This is a genomic window from Paracoccus sp. (in: a-proteobacteria) (assembly GCF_032007265.1).
Taxonomy (GTDB): Bacteria; Pseudomonadota; Alphaproteobacteria; order Rhodobacterales; family Rhodobacteraceae; genus Paracoccus.
This window is the reverse complement of the sequence record NZ_DALZMB010000017.1, coordinates 1-16,808: the sequence shown is the minus strand read 5'-3', so window position 1 is coordinate 16,808 and position 16,808 is coordinate 1. Positions and strand designations below refer to the sequence as shown.

Here is a 16,808-nt window from a genome sequence, read left to right as displayed (position 1 = left end):
GAACAGGACGAATGATATATGACCGACGTGGTCTTTCCGAAATCGATCTGGGCCGCGACCGCGCCCGCCCGCACCCCCGCGCCCACATTGGATAGCGACCGCGAAGCCGATGCCGTCGTGATTGGCGGCGGCTTTACTGGCCTGTCCGCAGCCCTTGAACTGGCCCGGGCAGGTCAGCAGGTCGTCGTCCTTGAGGGGCAGGCCGTTGGCTGGGGCGCGTCAGGGCGCAACAATGGTCAGGTCATCCCCACCATGACCGCCGCCGAACCCGAGGCCATCGCCGCACGCTATGGTGCCTCGGGCGAGCGCTTTGCCCGCCTGATCGGCAATTCGGCATCGGTGCTGTTTGACATTGCCCGCCGCGAGGGGATCGTGGCGGATGCCGAAGCAGAGCAGAACGGCTGGTTCCAGCCCGCCCATTCGCCGGGCCGTACGGCGCTGTCCAAACGCCGGGTGGCGGCCTGGCAGAAATTCGGCTTTCCCGCGCAATATCTGGACCGCGAGGCAACCTCGGCCCTATTGGGAAGCGATTTTTGGTACGGGGGGATGCTGAACCCGACCGGCGGGCATATCAACCCATTGGGGCTGGCGCGCGGTCTGGCCAAAGCCGCCGAAAGCCACGGTGCCACGATCTATGAAACAACCCCCGTCGCCAGCTGGCTGCGCGAGGGCGAGCGCTGGGTGGTGACGACCCAAAGCGGCCGCAAGGTGCGGGCGCGTCATCTGATCCTGGCAAGCAATGCCTATACCGGTGAGCTGGTCCCCGGCCTTGCACGCCGTCTGGCGCGTACGATCGTGCCGGTCCTGTCGTGGCAAATGGCCACGCCGGTGCTGTCGGATGACTTGCGGGCCTCGATCCTGCCGGGGCGTCAGGCGGTATCGGATACGCGCGGCGATCTGCGCTTTTTCCGCTATGATGCGCGCAACCGGCTGATTACCGGCGGTGTCGTGATTGGCAATCATGATGTCGCGCGCCGCGTGGCGGCCAAGGCCTCGCGCAATCTGGCCGATGCCTATCCCCAGCTGGGCGAGGTCCAGATGGATTACGTCTGGTCGGGCTATATCGGCATGACCTGGGACCGCTTTCCGCGCATTCACCAGCTTGGCCCGGATGCCTGGACCTGGATCGGTTGCAACGGGCGCGGCGTTGCCCTGGGGGTGTCCTTGGGCCGCGAGATGGCGCGCGCAGTTTCCGGACATGCGCTTGAGACGCTTGCGCTGCCGCTTTCCGATCCGCAGCCCTTGCCCTTCCACAAGATCGCCCGCCGCATTGCGCCCGGCTATTTGGCCTGGCTGCGGCGCAAAGACAAAATCGAAATAAAGTCCTGATGTCCCTCATCATGCACAGCCGAAAGCCAATGCAATGACCCAGCAACTGCCTATCCTCGAGCGCCGCCGCATCGAAGCGATGATCCTGAAAAACGTCCATGAGGTGATCGAGGAACGCTCGGGCACCGCCGAAGCCGATGCCGTTTTGGGCGAGGCGGTGACGCGCTCGGCCATCGATCAGGGCCGTGCCTTTGCCGATGAGCTGGGCCATGCCCCCGATCTTCAGGATTTCGCCGATATTCTGCCCTTGTGGACCCATGGCGGCTCGTTAGAGATCGAGACGCTGAACGCATCCAAGGATCAGCTGGAATTCAACGTCACGCGCTGCCGCTATGCGGAAATGTATCGCGAGATGGGTCTTGGGCGCATCGGGCATCTGCTGTCATGCAACCGCGACGGCGATTTCTGCATCGGTTATAATCCCGATATGCAGCTGACCCGCACCCAGACCATCATGAGCGGCGCCAGCCATTGCGATTTCCGCTATAAGATGCAGCCTCAAAAGGGCGCAGCGGTCGAAGAGTAAACAAAGGAATAGTCATGCCCGTTGAGAATTGGATCGCCGATCATTTGGACAATCTGGTGGCCTTTCGCCACGATCTGCACCGCAACCCCGAGCTGCTTTACGATCTGCACCGCACCGCCGCCAAAGTCGCCGAGGCCTTGCGCGCGGCGGGCGTAGATGAGGTCCACGAGGGCATCGGCAAGACCGGCGTGGTCGGCGTGATCCGTGGCAAGACCAATGTGTCGGGCCGTGCAATCGGGCTGCGCGCCGATATGGACGCACTGCCGATCGCGGAAATCACCGGCAAGCCCTATGCTTCGGAAGTTCCGGGCAAGATGCATGCCTGTGGTCATGACGGCCACACGACCATGCTGCTGGGTGCAGCCATTGGCCTTGCGCAAAGCCGCAATTTCGATGGCACGGTCATCGTGATCTTCCAGCCTGCCGAAGAGGGTGGGGCGGGCGCACGCGCCATGATCGAAGACGGTCTTTTCAAGCGCTTCCCGGTTCAGGAAGTCTATGGCATGCACAACCGCCCCAATCTGGCGGTGGGCGAGTTCACCATTTCGGCCGGCCCGATCATGGGCTCGGTGGATATGTTCGAAATCGAGATCGACGGCGTTGGCGGTCATGCCGCCAGCCCCCATCACACGGTCGATCCGATGCCTGCGGCGGCGGCGCTGATTCAGGCGGCGCAGACGATTGCTGCGCGTAACGTCGATCCGATGGATGCAGCAGCCGTTTCGATCACCACGATCCACGGCGGCGATGCCTTCAACGTCATCCCCCAAACCATTCGCCTGACCGGCACCGTGCGCACGTTGCGCGAAGAGGTTCGCGATCTGGTCGAGGCGCGGCTGACGGCTTTGGTCGAAAACATTGCCGCCAGCTTTGGCGCCAAGGGCAAGATCGATTATGGCCGCCATTATCCGGTCACGGTGAACCACGCCCACGAAACCGAGCTGGCCGCCCTTGCCGCCGAGGCGGTGGCAGGTGTCGGCAAGGTCAGCCGTGATATGCCCGCCACTTTGGGCGGCGAGGATTTCTCGTTCATGCTGAACGAAGTGCCCGGCGCGATGATCAATATCGGCAATGGTCCCAGCGCGGGCCTGCATCATCCGGCCTATGACTTCAACGATGACGTCATCGCTTGGGGCACCTCGTATTGGAGCCAGCTTGTCCGCGACCGGCTGCCGCTGAGCAACTGATCGACGGATCATAACCACAGGCCCGCCGCGAATATCCGACAGCAAGATGTCGCGGCGGGTGCGCAATGATGGATGGCGTTGGCGCGCCACAGAACGGCTCTTCCGTCCTTTGCGGGGCGCGGGGGGCCTTGATAATTTTTGGGGTTAAGGCCGGGGGGCAGGAATATGGCGCAACAGGACAAGCAAAGCGATCCGTTCATCGGGATGCCGCCTTTGCCCGAATGCCGCGAGCGGGAATGGGCACGCAAGGCCGTCAGGCTGTTGCAGGGCGACGGCTATCGCTCGGCGGATACGCATTTGGTCAAGCCGATGTTTCCGGGGCTTCGGGGGATTTCGATCTATCTTAAGGATGAAAGCACCCATCCGACCGGCAGCCTCAAGCACAGGCTGGCGCGCTCGCTGTTCCTATATGGCATTTGCAATGGCAAGATCCGGCAGGGCACCACCTTGGTCGAGGCCTCATCGGGTTCGACCGCCGTATCCGAGGCCTATTTCGCCCGGTTGCTGGATCTGCCCTTTATCGCGGTCATGCCCCATTCCACCAGCGCCTCCAAGATCGAGGCCATTCGCAGCTTTGGCGGCGAATGCCATTTCGTCGAACACCCCGGCGAGGTCTATGACGTGGCCATCAGACTGGCCGCGCAAACCGGGGGCCATTATCTGGATCAGTTCACCAATGCCGAGCGCGCAACTGACTGGCGCGGCAACAACAATATCGCCGAAAGCATTTTCGCGCAGATGGCCCATGAAGAAGAGCCCGTCCCGGAATGGCTGGTGATGAGCGCAGGCACCGGGGGCACATCGGCGACCTTGGGGCGGTTTATCCGCTATCGCGGCTTTTCCACCCGGCTTTGCGTGGTCGATGTTGAAAACTCGGCCTTTTACGAGGCGTGGCAGACCGACGATATTTCGGTCACGGCCAGCGGCTCGCGGATCGAGGGAATCGGACGGCCGCGGGTCGAGCCCTCATTCGTGCCCGGTGTGATCGATCATATGATCCGCGTGCCCGATGTCGCCTCGATCGCGGCCATGCATGTCCTGTCCGAGCGCCTGTTCCGCCGGGTTGGCGGCTCGACCGGGACGAACTTTTTCGGGCTGTGTTCTGTCGCGGATGGCATGATGCGCGCAGGCAAGGGCGGCTCTTTGGTATCGTTGATCTGTGACAGCGGCGATCGTTATGGCGCGACCTATTACAACCCCGAATGGCTGGCCCAGCAGGGGTTACAGATCGAGCCCTGGAAACGCGCGATCGAGGGGTTCCTGGACGGTACCGGCCCCTTGATGCCGCAGCTTTAAGCCGTCAACGGCGCCGGTTCAGTTTGCAACCGGCGTCCATAACACCTCGTCAATGCGGGGCGCGGCGGTGGCCAGCATGACCAGCCGGTCAAAGCCAAGCGCGCAACCCGAGGCGGGCGGCATGAAGGCCAAAGCGGCCAGAAAATCTTCGTCCAATGGATAACGCTCGCCATAGACGCGCGCCTTTTCATCCATTTCCATGATAAAGCGGCGGCGTTGCTCGGTGGGATCTGTCAGCTCGCCAAAGCCATTGGCCAGCTCGACGCCACAGGCGTAAAGTTCGAACCTTTCCGCCTCGCGCGGATCGTCGGCGCTGCGCCGCGCCAGGGCTGCCTCGGCACTGGGATAGCGGTCCAGGATGACGGGATGGCCGTGGCCCAAATGGGGTTCGACCTTTTCGACCAGAATCCGGGACAAGATATCGGACCAATTGTCATCATCGGCCATGCGAATCCCCTGTGCGTCAGCCTGCGCGCGCAGGGCGGCGGCATCGGTCTGCGCCCCATCGCAGGTCGCCAGCAGGTCAATGCCTGCATAGGCCTGAAAGGCATCGGCAACGCTGATAATCTCGGGTGCGGCAAAGGCATCACAGACCGCGTCGCGATAACGCAGCGTCTGCGTGCCCGCTGCCTCGGCAGCCAAGCGCAGATATTGCAGGCAATCGTCAAACAACATGCGATAATCGGCCCCGGCGCGATACCATTCCAGCATCGTGAATTCGGGGCTGTGCAAGCGGGTATGTTCGCGATTGCGCCACACATGCGCGAAGGTAAAGATGCGCTCTTCGCCGGCGGCCAGCAGTTTTTTCATGGCAAATTCGGGGCTTGTATGCAGATACATCGGCCGCGCCACGCCATCATTACCGATCTGGCGGGTCTCGAAAGCATGCAGATGCGCCTCGTTGCCGGGGCTGACGGCCAGGGCTGCGGGATCGACTTGCAAAAAGTCCTGTGCCTCTAGCCAGTCGGCGATGGCGCGTTGGATCCGCCCTCGCGCCAGCAACAGCGGCCGACGCCCGGCATGACGCTCGCGGTCCCACCACGGGCTGGCATCAAGCTGAGGGTGGCTGGGGCGGGACATGGCATTCTCTCCTACGGGGGGTATTGCGCTTGCGACTAGCGATTTCGCGCGCAATGCGCTATGGGGCGGCATCATTGTCGGCGTCTTACAAGGCCGACCACTCGGTTTTACAAAAATAGCAGCCAAGGGAAATACCTTGAAAGTCATCGCCTCGAGCCTTCGCAAAGGCAACGTCGTTGAACTGGACGGCCGTCTGTATGTCGTTCTGACCGCCTCCAGTTTCCACCCCGGCAAAGGCACGCCGACCACGCAGGTCGATATGCGCCGCATCTCGGACGGGACCAAGGTCTCGGAGCGCTGGAAAACCACCGAACAGGTCGAGCGTGCCCATGTCGATGAGCGCGAATACGACTTCCTTTACGAGGATGGCGAAGGCTTCCACTTTATGGAGCCGGTCAGCTACGATCAGGTTGTCGCATCGCCCGAAGTGGTCGGCGACGACAAGGTCTTTCTGGGTGAAGGCGTTCGCGTTTATCTGCAGGTCCATAACGGTCTGCCGATCGCCGTGCAGTTGCCGCAAAAAGTCGTGGTCGAAATCGCCGAGACCGAGCCGGTCGTCAAAGGCCAGACCGCCTCGTCAAGCTATAAGCCCGCTGTGGCGACCAATGGCGTGCGCGTCATGGTTCCGCCCCATATCGATATCGGCACCAAGGTCGTGATCAACACCGAGGACCGCTCGTATGTCGAGCGCGCCAAAAGCTGATTTTCAGCACAAAAGCCAGCCTTCAGCAGCCGCCCACATGATGTGTGGGCGGCTGTGTCATTTCTGGGGCGGGGGCTGGATCTGGGCGCCCGCGGCCATGCCCTTTGGTGCAAATGACAGCTGCACCCGCAGACCGCGTCCGCCGGGTCCGCTGCCAAGGCGCAGCTCTGCGCCAAAAAGCGTTGCGATTTCCTGAACGACAGCCAAGCCAAGCCCGCTGCCCGGCAGATCCGTTTCCCCACGTCCAAAGCGGCTGATGGCGGCGCCGCGTGCCGGTCTGGGGATGCCGGGGCCGTTGTCCTCGACCTCTAGAACGGGGATGCCCGCGCCATCTTTGGTGCTGCGCACCGTGACGATGGCCCCGCGTCCGGCATAGCGCACGGCATTGTCGATCAGGTTGCGCAAGGCCTCGCCCAGCAACAGCGGCTCGGCGGTGATGACTTGCGCTTGACCGCCTTCGAAGCCCAGATCAATGCCCGCATCAAGCGCGGCAGGAACCATTTGGGCTGTCAGTTCGCGGGCAAAGGCCGTCAGATCCATGCGCGCGATCCGCGGGCCATCCCCGCCCGCAGCATCAACACGAGCCAGAAGCAGCAATTGGCCCAGAACCTGTTCGGCGCGTGCGACGGCCTCGTCGCTTTTCGCGGCGGCCTCTTGGGCCTGGGCCAGGCGGGTGGCACGGCGCGCCAGCGCCAGCTGCATTCTGACGACCGTAAGGGGCGTGCGCAGCTGGTGGCCCGCATTTCCGCTGAAATTGCGCAGACCTTCGACCGCCGATTGCAGACGGCGCATGAACGAATTGACGGTTTCGACCAGCCCGCGCACCTCGGTCGGGACGGGGGTTTCGATGGGGTGCAGATCGGAAAAGCTGCGCGCGGCGATTTCATCCCCCAGACGGTAGAGCGGACGCAACGAGATCGTGACCGCGACCCATACGATCAGCGCCGCCCCGGCGATCATGCCCAAAAGCCGCAGCGCCGAGCGGATCAGAATGGTCAAGGTCAGCTCTTGGCGCGCCTGCGTCGTCTCGGCAAGGGTGACGACAAAGGGGATTTCGTCGATCCCCGTCGATGCTGCCCGCGCCAGGCTGGCCACGCGCACGGGTTGGCCCTTGTAAATCGCATCGGCAAAAACTGGCGGCCCATCGGGGCGGGCCGGGGCGACGGGCAGATCGTCATAGCCGGTCACGATCACGCCGGGCGGCCCATCGACCCTGTAAAAGACGCGGTCCTGCGCCGCCGAGCTGAGCATCTGCAAGGCGCCATAGGGAATGTCGATGATCAAGGCGCCGCCCTGATCCAAAGCCGCGCGTTCGGCAATGATCAGTGCCGATCCGGCCAGCACGCGGTCTGACAGCAGATTGGCCATGCGCACAGCCTCGCGCCATGTGTCGATCAGCGCCAGGCTTCCCAATACCGCCGTCGCCATCAACAACCAGGCCAGCAGGCGGTTGCGCAGCGAAAAGGGCCGCTGTGTCATCGGTCCGCCCGATCCAGAAAGTACCCAAGGCCCCGCGCAGTGCGCACCGTCAGATCATAGGGCGCCAGCCGCTTGCGCAGGCGGCTGGTATATTGATCGATGGCATTGTCCGACAACTCATCATCCAACGAGGTCAGCGATTGCACGATTGCCTCGCGGGTGACGACCTTGCCGGCCTTGACGATCAGCAATTCCAACAGATTTCGCTCGCGCGCAGGCAGATCAAGCGGGGCATCTGCGGCCAGAAAACTGCGGGTGTTCAGATCCAGAACCAGCACGCCAAAAGTGACGGTCGCCGTCTTAATGCCAGCCTGCCTGCGCAAAAGCGAGCGGACCCGCGCCTCGAATTCGCCAATGTCAAAGGGCTTGGTTAGGTAATCATCTGCACCCAGATCCAAGCCTTTGACGCGCTCCTCGGGGGCGCCGCGCGCGGTCAGGATCATCACGGCGGCGGGGTTTTTGCGCGCACGCATGGCGCGCAGCACATCTAGCCCGTCCATCTGGGGCAGGTTCAGGTCCAGGATGACCAGATCAAAGCTTTCAGCCGCGGCCAACGCCTCGGCCGAGGCGCCGTCATGGACCATATCCACCGCATAGCCCGCCTGACGCAGCAATGCGGCCAGTCCCTCGGCCAATGCCAGATTGTCCTCTACCAAAAGGATGCGCATCTGCCCCCCGTTTTAAGCGATCCTATCGCGTTCACAAATGCTTGTGAACGCATCTGCTGTCGGGCAATCTGCGGGCATGCGTATGGCCTTTGTCATTCTTTGCCTTGCAATGTTTGGTGTGGCATCGGCATCCGCACCCCAAATCGCTTGCGCCGAGATTACCGATTTTCCGGCCCGCAATGCCACCAGCCCCGAGGCAGGCCCGAAACAGGCGCGGCTGGTGATTTATTCCTCGCTGGATACCGATCTGGCCGCGCCGATGATTGCAGCCTTTCAAAAGCACCGCCCCGATGTTGCCGTGCGCTACGAGGATCTGCTGACGGGCGAGCTGTATGACCGCATCGTCAGCGAAAGCGATGCCGGGCAGGGCACGGCAGATTTCGCCTTCTCCTCGGCAATGGATTTGCAGGTCAAGCTGGCCAATGACGGATATGCCCAAGCCGTTGAAACTGCGCAGACGCCGGATTGGCCAGATTGGGCAAATTGGCGCGACACGGCCTATGCGCTGACCTACGAGCCCGCGGTTTTCGCCTATCACATTCCCAGCTTTCGGGGCATCAACCCACCGTCAACCCGGGCCGAGATCATGGATTGGCTGACGGCCTATCCCAAGCTGGCGCGGGGCCGGATCGGGACTTATGACATCGCCCGCTCGGGGGTTGGCTATCTGTTCTTGTCACGCGATCAAGAGCTGTTTCCCCGGATCTGGCAAGTGGTTGCCCAGATGGGACGGGGCGGGGTTCAGCAATTCGCGACCTCGGGCGAGCTGCTTGAGCGGATCGGAGACGGTCGGCTGGCGCTTGGCTATAACCTGCTTGGTTCTTACGCGGCCGAGGCGGCGCGCAACAATCCCGATATTGGCCTGATCCTGCCCCGCGATTTCACGGTTGTCGTCTCGCGGGTCGCCTTGGTGCCGCGTGATGCCACCTCGCCGCAACTGGGTCGGGATTTTCTGGCCTTTATGATGTCGCCGCAGGGCCAGTTACTGCTGTCAAAAACCCTGCGCCTGCCCGCCGTCAGCCTAGAGGTTGCAGGCCAGCCCGGACCGGCGGGTGGTTTGGGCGATCTGTCGGGGTTGCGCCTGAAACCCGTGCCCGTCAGCCCGGGCCTTTTGGCCTATCTGGATCAGGCCACGCGCAAGCGTCTGATTGCGCGATGGAACAGCACCTTGGCCCATCCTGACGCGCCCTGAAGATCCGCCAATCGCTGTTGCGCGTGCAGCGATGCACGAAATTTCGCAAAAATCGCGCGCTATGACAGGTCGATGACAGGTTGATATGCGCAAAGTTGTTTCATGGCCGGATCAAACGGCCAATCCCGCCCGCTTTGGGAGAGGCGGCGGGCCATCCAAACAGCAATTGCGTCGTGCCGGGGCCGGTCAATCAGCCTGCGGCCATGGGAGGAAGACCTCGAATGATCCGTTTTTCGCTGGCTGCGGCAGTCGCAGCGGTTATCGCCACGCAGGCCATTGCCAATGACTATACCATCACCGCACCGGCTGCCCCGGGTGGCGGCTGGGATCAGACCGCGCGCACCATGCAAACGGTGTTGCAGCAAGAGGGGATCTCGAAATCGGTGCAGGTTCTGAACGTGCCGGGCGCGGGCGGCACCATCGGCCTTGCCCAATTCGCCGAGCAGAACAAAGGCAATGACAAGGCTTTGATCGTGGGCGGCTATGTGATGGTCGGCGCGATCTTGACCAATAATTCACCGGTCTCGCTGAAGGATGTGACCCCGATCGCGCGGCTAACCGGCGAATACGAAGCCATTGTCGTCCCCGCCTCATCCGACATCAAAACCATGGCGGATCTGGTTGCCAAGCTGAAGGCAGATCCCGGCTCGGTCAGCTGGGCGGGCGGCTCGGCCGGTGGGACCGACCATATTGCTGCGGGGCTGATCGCCAAGGCCGCTGGCGTTGATCCGACCAAGATCAACTATATTGCCTATTCGGGCGGTGGCGAGGCTCTTGCCGCGATTTTGGGCAGCCAGGTCACGGCAGGTATTTCCGGCTATGGCGAATTCGAGGCCCAGATCCAGGCGGGCGCTTTGCGCATCCTTGCGATCACCGCCGATGAAAAGGTCGAGGGGATCGATGCGCCAACGCTGAAGGAATCGGGGCTGGATACCTCGATCCAGAACTGGCGCATGGTGGCAGCCGCCCCCGGCATCACCGCCGAGCAAAAGGCCGCTATTTCTGCCGATATCGAAAAGATGGTGAATTCGGCCAGCTGGCAAGAGCAGCTGAAAACCAAGGGTTGGGCCAATACCTATCTGGCAGGAGAGGCCTTTGATCAGCAGCTGGATGCCGATATCGCGGCGACGGATGCGATCTTGAAAGACATTGGTCTGGTCAAATGAACCAGACCCCGCTCTCGCGCCGCCCCGATTGGGCGGCGCTTGGCGTCGCCGCCTTTCTGGCGGTTGCCGCCATCACCATCTTGGTCGATATGACGCGCCTTTCCGTCAGTACGGGCTATAGTCAGGTTGGCCCTGCAACCGTGCCGCGCTGGATTGCCTATGTGCTGCTGATCTTGTCAGCGCTGACCGCCATCGGCGCATTCCGCGGCAGGTTCGCATCGGAAAAGGTTCAGGCGCCGGCTGCGGTGTTCTGGATCGTGCTGGGGCTGATCTTGCAGATCGTGCTGCTGAAATCCGCAGGCTTTACCATTGCCACAGGGCTGATGTTTGCCTGTGTGGCACGCGGCTTTGACGAGCGGCGCTGGCATGTGTCCCTGCCGGTTGGTTTGGTCCTTTCCTTCTGTGTTTTTGCGGTGTTTTCGCAGCTTCTTCGCCTGACACTTCCGGCGGGCTGGCTGGAAAACCTGATTTTCTAAGGGGATCTGATGGATACGTTTTATTATCTTTTTCAGGGCCTTGGATCGGCATTGCAGCCGTGGAACCTGTTTTACGCGCTGATCGGCGTGACCTTGGGAACGGCTGTCGGGGTGCTGCCGGGGATTGGCCCGGCGCTGACCGTCGCCCTGTTATTGCCAGTGACCTATCAATTGGACCCGACCGGCTCGCTGATCATGTTCGCGGGGATTTACTATGGCGGGATGTATGGCGGCTCGACCACCTCGATCTTGCTGAACACGCCCGGCGAAAGCGCCTCGATCATCACTGCGCTTGAGGGCAACAAAATGGCCCGCCAGGGGCGTGGTGGACCTGCGCTGGCGACGGCGGCGATCGGCTCTTTCGTGGCGGGGCTGATTGCGACGCTTGCTTTGGCCTTTATCGCCCCCTTTGTCGTGAAGTTCGCGCTTTTGTTTGGCCCGCGAGAGTATTTCGCGCTGATGGTCCTGGCTTTCGTGACCGTCTCGGCGGCCTTTGGCGATTCCGCGCTGCGCGGGCTGACCTCGCTTTTCGTGGGCTTGGCGCTGGCGATGATCGGGATCGACCAGCTGACAGGTCAGGCGCGCCTCAGCTTTGGGCAGCCGATCTTGCTGGATGGGATCGAGGTCACGACCCTGGCCGTGGCGATGTTTGCCGTGGGCGAGGCGCTTTATGTCGCCTCGCGCGGGCGCATGGCGGATGAGCATATCGAGCCGGTCAAAGGCTCGGTGATGATGACACGTTCGGATTGGCAGCGGTCGTGGAAACCCTGGCTGCGCGGAACCGTCATCGGCTTTCCAATCGGTGCCATGCCCGCAGGCGGGGCCGAGATCGGCACCTTTCTGTCCTATGCCGCCGAAAAGAAGCTGTCCAAACATCCCGAAGAATTCGGCCATGGCGCAATCGAGGGCGTGGCCGGTCCCGAGGCCGCCAATAATGCCTCGGCGGCGGGAACGCTGGTGCCTTTGCTGACGCTGGGATTGCCGACGACCGCGACGGCCGCAATCATGCTGGCAGGGTTTCAGCAATTCGGGCTGCAACCGGGGCCGATGCTGTTTGCCACCAACCCGACCCTGGTCTGGGGGCTGATTGCCTCGCTTTTGGTCGCCAACCTTATGCTGCTGGTGCTCAATCTGCCGATGATCGGGCTATGGGTCAAATTGCTGACCATTCCGCGGCCCTGGCTTTATGCGGGCATCTTGCTGTTTGCGACGCTTGGCACGATCGGGGCCAACCCCTCGATCGGAGAGCTGGCAATGCTGCTGATCTTTGGCGTCATGGCCTTTGTCATGCGGCTGATGAACTATCCGATTGCACCCGTCGTGGTCGGGCTGATCCTTGGTCCGATGGCTGAACAGCAGCTGCGGCGCGCCTTGTCGATCTCGCAAGGGGATGTCGGCTATCTGATTGCCAGCCCGATCGCCTGTGTCCTGCTGATCGGTGCGGCCTTGGCGCTTTTGGTGCCGATGTATCTGCGGTGGCGGGGCCAGGGTGCGGCGCTGTCGGCACTGGCCGCGAACGAGGATTAATCATCGCTCCACATCATGGAATGGCCCCGCAGCAATGCGGGGCTTTTTCGTTCGCGGCGGTATGAAGCTGCAAAATGCGACGGATTATTGCGCCATTTTCGCCGAAGTATCGCATAAATTACAAAATCGGCCCAAGATTGCGTCATAACATCGTCAACTGGTGTTGCATTTCCTGGCGCGACTCCCCAGAACCTTACGGCACGCCAATCCGAGAAGGTTCAGCCCATGCCCGCATATCGTTCACGTACCACCACCCATGGCCGCAATATGGCAGGCGCTCGGGGGCTTTGGCGCGCGACGGGCGTCAAAGACAGCGACTTCGGCAAGCCGATTATCGCCATCGTCAACAGCTTTACCCAATTCGTGCCCGGTCACGTCCACCTGAAGGACCTGGGCCAGATGGTCGCCCGCGAGGTCGAGGCCTCTGGCGGGATCGCCAAGGAATTCAATACGATCGCTGTCGATGACGGTATCGCGATGGGCCATGACGGTATGCTGTACTCGCTGCCCTCGCGCGAGCTGATCGCGGATTCGGTCGAATATATGGTCAACGCACATTGCGCCGATGCCATGGTCTGCATCTCGAACTGTGACAAGATCACCCCCGGTATGCTGATGGCGGCAATGCGCCTGAACATTCCGGTCATCTTCGTATCGGGCGGCCCGATGGAGGCCGGCAAGGTCACCTTGGGCGATGGCCGCGTCGTGGCGATGGATCTGGTCGATGCGATGGTTGCCGCAGCCGATGACACCATGAGCGACGAGGATGTGCTGGCGATCGAACAGAATGCCTGCCCGACCTGTGGGTCGTGCTCGGGGATGTTCACGGCAAACTCGATGAACTGCCTGACCGAGGCGCTTGGCGTTTCGCTGCCGGGCAACGGCTCGACCTTGGCAACCCATTCGGCGCGTCAGGCGCTGTTTCTTGAGGCGGGCCGTCGCATCGTTGCGCTGGCCAAGCAGTATTACGAGGGCAATGACGCCTCGATCCTGCCGCGCAATGTGATGAACAAGGCCGCTTTCCAGAACGCGATGGCGCTGGATATCGCCATGGGTGGCTCGACCAATACGGTGCTGCACATTCTGGCCGCAGCACAAGAAGGCGGCATTGATTTCGATATGGACGATATCGACGCTTTGTCGCGCAAAGTGCCTTGCCTGTGCAAAGTCGCGCCGAACAAGGCCGATGTGCACATGGAAGATGTCCACCGCGCAGGCGGCATCATGTCGATTCTGGGCGAGTTGGACCGGGGCGGGCTGTTGGACCGCAATTGCACCACGGTTCACGCGCCGACTTTGGGCGCGGCGATTGATCAGTGGGATATTGGTCGCTCGAATGACACGACCGCGCGCGAGCTGTTCTTGGCCGCGCCGGGCGGGGTGCCGACGCAGGTCGCTTTCAGCCAAAGCTCGCTGTGGCCCAGCCTGGATACCGACCGCGAAAATGGCGTGATCCGTTCGTGCGAACATGCCTTTACCAAAGATGGCGGTCTTGCGGTGCTGAAAGGCAATATCGCGCTGGATGGCTGCGTCGTGAAAACGGCAGGTGTCGACGAATCGATCCTGGTCTTCTCGGGTCGCGCCAAAGTTTACGAAAGCCAGGATGCGGCGGTTTCGGCCATTCTGACCGGCAAGGTCGAGGCTGGTGACGTTGTTGTGATCCGCTATGAGGGGCCAAAGGGCGGCCCGGGTATGCAAGAGATGCTGTATCCGACCTCATATCTGAAATCCAAAGGGCTTGGTAAGTCTTGCGCCTTGCTGACGGACGGCCGATTCTCGGGTGGGACCTCGGGTCTGTCGATCGGTCACGTCTCGCCAGAGGCGGCAGCCGGTGGGGCGATTGGTCTGGTGCGCGATGGCGATCGCATCGAAATCGACATCCCGTCGCGGACCATCAACCTTGCCGTCCCCGAGGCTGAAATGGCTGCGCGCCGCGCCGAGCAGGATGCGAAAGGCTGGAAACCCGCCGCGCCGCGCCCGCGTCAGGTGACGACTGCGCTGAAAGTCTATGCGCAATTCGCCTCTTCTGCCGATAAGGGCGCGGTGCGCGTATTGCCCGAATAATTCGGCTATCACATTGAAAAGAAAAGGCTGCAGAGCAATCTGCAGCCTTTTTCATTTGCCTTGGCGGGCAAAGAAAATGGCGCGCGGCCCTGGGGCAGCGCGCCATGAACAATCGCTAGCGGCGATTAGTCGCGGCCAACACGCGGAGCAGCGTTCAGACCAAAGTAAGTCGAGGAATTGTCGTCAGCGACGGCGGTGCTCAGACCTTGGGCTTTTTCTTCCAGGATGAAGCGTGCGCGCTCTTGCTGTTTGACCGAGCCTTTTTCAGCTGCAATCTGGCCCAGCTCGCTGGTGGTGAACTGCGATGCATCAACGTTCAGCAGCTCGCCCATCATGGCGTTGCCCGGATTGACATCCGAAGCGAAAGCGGGGGCGGCGATTGCAAGGGCAAGTGCGGCAACTGCGGTTTTAGCGAACATATCTAATCTCCTTTGTGACGGAGCGTCGTGCCCGTCTGTCTTGGTTCTGTTGTGAGACCTATATGTTCATTGATATTCTGCGTTAAACCGACCAGAATCCACAGTGACTGTGCAAAAGTGAGTTGAAGTTTGCGCCTGAACCTCTGGACAGAGATCCGAACCGCCGCGCTTGTCGCCCAGCATGGCCGCGTCAGCGCCGCCGCCGAAGCCCTTGGGATGCATCATTCCACGGTCATCCGCCATATCGACGCGCTGGAGGAGCGCATCCATACAAAGCTGTTTCAGCGCCATGCCCGCGGCTATACCCCGACCGAAGCGGGGCTCGAGCTGTTGCGGACCTCGGACATGGTTGTGGATCAGCTGGTTCAGCTGTTGGACCGTATTGAATCCTCGCGCGACGAGGTGACGGGCCAATTGATCGTGACCGCGATCCCGATTGCCGATCGGCTGATCTTGCCGATCATCGGCACATATCAAGAGCGCCATCCCAAGGTTCAGGTCGTGTTGCATTCGGATGTCAGAACCTTTCATCTGGCTTATGGCGAAGCCCATGTCGCCTTTCGCGCCGGCAGCAGGCCCAGCCACCCCGATAATGTGGTGACACCGCTGCTTGACTATCGGCTGGGGCTTTTTGCCGCCCCCTCCTATCTGGAAAAATATGGCCGCCCCGAGCGGTTCGAGGATCTTGAGGCGCATAAGTTCGTCATCTCCGAGGTGGAAAATGACCGCGCGCCCTTTCACCGCTGGCTGTTGAACCAGGTGCCGGAACAATGCGTGGTCTTGCGGACCTCGCAGACGGCGACTGCCTATTGGGCAGTAACACAGGGTATTGGTATTGGTTTCATGCATCCTGCCACCGCGCCCAAGGATATGGTCGAGCTGTTTCCCGATTTTCGCTCGCAGGAATGGTGTACACCGCTTTGGCTTGTCACCCATGTCGACCTGCATCGCTCGCTTAAGGTTCAAAGCTTTACCCGGCTGGCGCAAGAGGCCGCAAAAGGCTGGGAACGCTAGCCATTTCCACATCTGCTTGCGACAGGCCTTGCACCTGATTGCGCAGATGGCTTTAACCTTTGGCCAGGGTACAGATCTGGTCCGCCAGAGCCTGACCTTTAGGCGTGATGGTCGGGGATGAGGCGGATGGAAGCTTCGAAGCTGGTGATTTCGATTCAAAGTCAGGTGGTCTATGGCCATGTCGGCAATTCTGCGGCGGTCTTTCCGATGCAGGCCGTTGGCCTTGAGGTTGCCCCAATTCCGACCGTTCTGCTGTCGAATACCCCCAATCATCCGACCATTCGTGGTGGTGCGCTTGCCCCGGATCTGTTTGCGGCGCTGTTGCAAGGTGCCCAAGAGCGAGGCTTGCCCGCGCGCGCGAGCTATATCGTCACGGGCTATATCGGCTCGCTGGAAGTTGCGCTGCAAACGGCGGATTTTATCGCGGCGGCAAAGGCGGAAAATCCCGATCTGATTTATCTGTGCGATCCGGTCATGGGCGATAGCGGGCCGGGACTTTATGTGCCCGAGGCCATTGCCGATGTCATGCGCGAGCGTCTGTTGCCGATGGCCGATCTGGCAACGCCCAATCAGTTCGAGCTGGCCTATCTTGGCGGTGCGCCGATCCGGGAATTGGCCGATTTTTCCGGGATTGAGGCGCGGCTGGGCCTGAAGGCGGATGCGCGGCTGATTTGTACCGGTT

Annotated in this window: 16 protein-coding genes; 12 read left to right on the top strand and 4 right to left on the bottom strand. The window is 61.5% G+C overall.

The genetic code is table 11. From position 1 onward, the window contains the following. Positions 1 to 18: 18 nt before the first annotated feature. The 4 genes from RTS12_RS05675 to RTS12_RS05660 all read left to right on the top strand — a co-directional run bounded on the left by RTS12_RS05675 (position 19) and on the right by RTS12_RS05660 (position 4,338). Positions 19 to 1,329: an FAD-binding oxidoreductase gene (locus RTS12_RS05675; RefSeq protein WP_312526337.1), complete on the top strand. Its 1,311-nt coding sequence runs from the start codon at positions 19 to 21 to the stop codon at positions 1,327 to 1,329. A gap of 34 nt (positions 1,330 to 1,363) precedes the next feature. Further along, complete coding sequence (locus RTS12_RS05670; RefSeq protein WP_312526335.1) at positions 1,364 to 1,855, top strand: L-2-amino-thiazoline-4-carboxylic acid hydrolase; 492 nt, start codon at positions 1,364 to 1,366, stop codon at positions 1,853 to 1,855. 14 nt (positions 1,856 to 1,869) lie between these two features. Further along, positions 1,870 to 3,042 (top strand): M20 aminoacylase family protein, encoded by a 1,173-nt coding sequence (locus tag RTS12_RS05665; protein ID WP_312526333.1) that lies wholly within the window; start codon positions 1,870 to 1,872, stop codon positions 3,040 to 3,042. 165 nt (positions 3,043 to 3,207) lie between these two features. Next, entirely contained in the window at positions 3,208 to 4,338 is a 1,131-nt protein-coding gene (locus tag RTS12_RS05660) for a PLP-dependent cysteine synthase family protein (RefSeq protein WP_312526331.1), read from the top strand. Positions 4,339 to 4,356: 18 nt separating this feature from the next. Here RTS12_RS05660 and epmA read toward each other — a convergent pair whose 3' ends face one another. Further along, positions 4,357 to 5,418: an EF-P lysine aminoacylase EpmA gene (gene epmA / locus RTS12_RS05655; protein ID WP_312526329.1), complete on the bottom strand. Its 1,062-nt coding sequence runs from the start codon at positions 5,416 to 5,418 to the stop codon at positions 4,357 to 4,359. 136 nt (positions 5,419 to 5,554) lie between these two features. Between epmA and efp the strand changes: the two genes are divergently transcribed. Continuing rightward, positions 5,555 to 6,121: an elongation factor P gene (gene efp / locus RTS12_RS05650; RefSeq protein ID WP_312526327.1), complete on the top strand. Its 567-nt coding sequence runs from the start codon at positions 5,555 to 5,557 to the stop codon at positions 6,119 to 6,121. Between the two features lie 57 nt (positions 6,122 to 6,178). Here the strand turns inward: efp and RTS12_RS05645 are convergent, their stop codons facing one another. Then, on the bottom strand, positions 6,179 to 7,600 hold the full coding sequence (locus RTS12_RS05645; RefSeq protein WP_312526325.1) for a sensor histidine kinase: 1,422 nt from the start codon (positions 7,598 to 7,600) through the stop codon (positions 6,179 to 6,181). Next, entirely contained in the window at positions 7,597 to 8,268 is a 672-nt protein-coding gene (locus tag RTS12_RS05640; protein ID WP_312526323.1) for a response regulator transcription factor, read from the bottom strand. The genes RTS12_RS05645 and RTS12_RS05640 overlap by 4 nt, the downstream gene beginning before the upstream one ends. A gap of 37 nt (positions 8,269 to 8,305) precedes the next feature. Between RTS12_RS05640 and RTS12_RS05635 the strand changes: the two genes are divergently transcribed. The 5 genes from RTS12_RS05635 to ilvD all read left to right on the top strand — a co-directional run bounded on the left by RTS12_RS05635 (position 8,306) and on the right by ilvD (position 14,693). After that, a complete protein-coding gene (locus tag RTS12_RS05635; RefSeq protein WP_312526321.1) occupies positions 8,306 to 9,460 on the top strand; it encodes an ABC transporter substrate-binding protein in 1,155 nt (384 codons plus the stop codon). Positions 9,461 to 9,681: 221 nt separating this feature from the next. Continuing rightward, complete coding sequence (locus RTS12_RS05630; RefSeq protein WP_312526318.1) at positions 9,682 to 10,626, top strand: tripartite tricarboxylate transporter substrate binding protein; 945 nt, start codon at positions 9,682 to 9,684, stop codon at positions 10,624 to 10,626. Then, entirely contained in the window at positions 10,623 to 11,102 is a 480-nt protein-coding gene (locus tag RTS12_RS05625) for a tripartite tricarboxylate transporter TctB family protein (protein WP_312526316.1), read from the top strand. The genes RTS12_RS05630 and RTS12_RS05625 overlap by 4 nt, the downstream gene beginning before the upstream one ends. A gap of 9 nt (positions 11,103 to 11,111) precedes the next feature. Further along, positions 11,112 to 12,629, top strand: a complete 1,518-nt coding sequence (locus RTS12_RS05620) for a tripartite tricarboxylate transporter permease (RefSeq protein ID WP_312526314.1) — start codon at positions 11,112 to 11,114, stop codon at positions 12,627 to 12,629. 225 nt (positions 12,630 to 12,854) lie between these two features. Then, the gene (gene ilvD, locus RTS12_RS05615) at positions 12,855 to 14,693 is read left to right on the top strand and encodes a dihydroxy-acid dehydratase (protein ID WP_312526312.1); all 1,839 of its coding nucleotides are present in this window, start codon (positions 12,855 to 12,857) and stop codon (positions 14,691 to 14,693) included. A gap of 125 nt (positions 14,694 to 14,818) precedes the next feature. Here the strand turns inward: ilvD and RTS12_RS05610 are convergent, their stop codons facing one another. Beyond that, on the bottom strand, positions 14,819 to 15,112 hold the full coding sequence (locus RTS12_RS05610) for a hypothetical protein (protein WP_312526311.1): 294 nt from the start codon (positions 15,110 to 15,112) through the stop codon (positions 14,819 to 14,821). Positions 15,113 to 15,241: 129 nt separating this feature from the next. Here RTS12_RS05610 and RTS12_RS05605 point away from each other — a divergent pair, with 129 nt between their 5' ends. Together RTS12_RS05605 and pdxY are read left to right on the top strand one after the other, a co-directional pair. After that, positions 15,242 to 16,126, top strand: coding sequence for a LysR family transcriptional regulator (locus tag RTS12_RS05605; RefSeq protein ID WP_312526309.1), 885 nt, complete (start codon positions 15,242 to 15,244; stop codon positions 16,124 to 16,126). Positions 16,127 to 16,252: 126 nt separating this feature from the next. Further along, positions 16,253 to 16,808 (top strand): pyridoxal kinase (gene pdxY / locus RTS12_RS05600; RefSeq protein WP_312526307.1); only part of this gene is annotated, 556 nt, incomplete at its 3' end.

Excerpts from the sequence above, each read along its gene's own strand:
- RTS12_RS05675 (WP_312526337.1), top strand. The coding sequence starts at position 19 with ATGACCGACGTGGTCTTTCCGAAATCGATCTGGGCCGCGACCGCGCCC.
- RTS12_RS05670 (WP_312526335.1), top strand. The coding sequence starts at position 1,364 with ATGACCCAGCAACTGCCTATCCTCGAGCGCCGCCGCATCGAAGCGATG.
- RTS12_RS05665 (WP_312526333.1), top strand. The coding sequence starts at position 1,870 with ATGCCCGTTGAGAATTGGATCGCCGATCATTTGGACAATCTGGTGGCC.
- RTS12_RS05660 (WP_312526331.1), top strand. The coding sequence starts at position 3,208 with ATGGCGCAACAGGACAAGCAAAGCGATCCGTTCATCGGGATGCCGCCT.
- epmA (WP_312526329.1), bottom strand. The coding sequence starts at position 5,418 with ATGTCCCGCCCCAGCCACCCTCAGCTTGATGCCAGCCCGTGGTGGGAC.
- RTS12_RS05645 (WP_312526325.1), bottom strand. The coding sequence starts at position 7,600 with ATGACACAGCGGCCCTTTTCGCTGCGCAACCGCCTGCTGGCCTGGTTG.
- RTS12_RS05640 (WP_312526323.1), bottom strand. The coding sequence starts at position 8,268 with ATGCGCATCCTTTTGGTAGAGGACAATCTGGCATTGGCCGAGGGACTG.
- RTS12_RS05635 (WP_312526321.1), top strand. The coding sequence starts at position 8,306 with ATGCTTGTGAACGCATCTGCTGTCGGGCAATCTGCGGGCATGCGTATG.
- RTS12_RS05630 (WP_312526318.1), top strand. The coding sequence starts at position 9,682 with ATGATCCGTTTTTCGCTGGCTGCGGCAGTCGCAGCGGTTATCGCCACG.
- RTS12_RS05625 (WP_312526316.1), top strand. The coding sequence starts at position 10,623 with ATGAACCAGACCCCGCTCTCGCGCCGCCCCGATTGGGCGGCGCTTGGC.
- RTS12_RS05620 (WP_312526314.1), top strand. The coding sequence starts at position 11,112 with ATGGATACGTTTTATTATCTTTTTCAGGGCCTTGGATCGGCATTGCAG.
- ilvD (WP_312526312.1), top strand. The coding sequence starts at position 12,855 with ATGCCCGCATATCGTTCACGTACCACCACCCATGGCCGCAATATGGCA.
- RTS12_RS05610 (WP_312526311.1), bottom strand. The coding sequence starts at position 15,112 with ATGTTCGCTAAAACCGCAGTTGCCGCACTTGCCCTTGCAATCGCCGCC.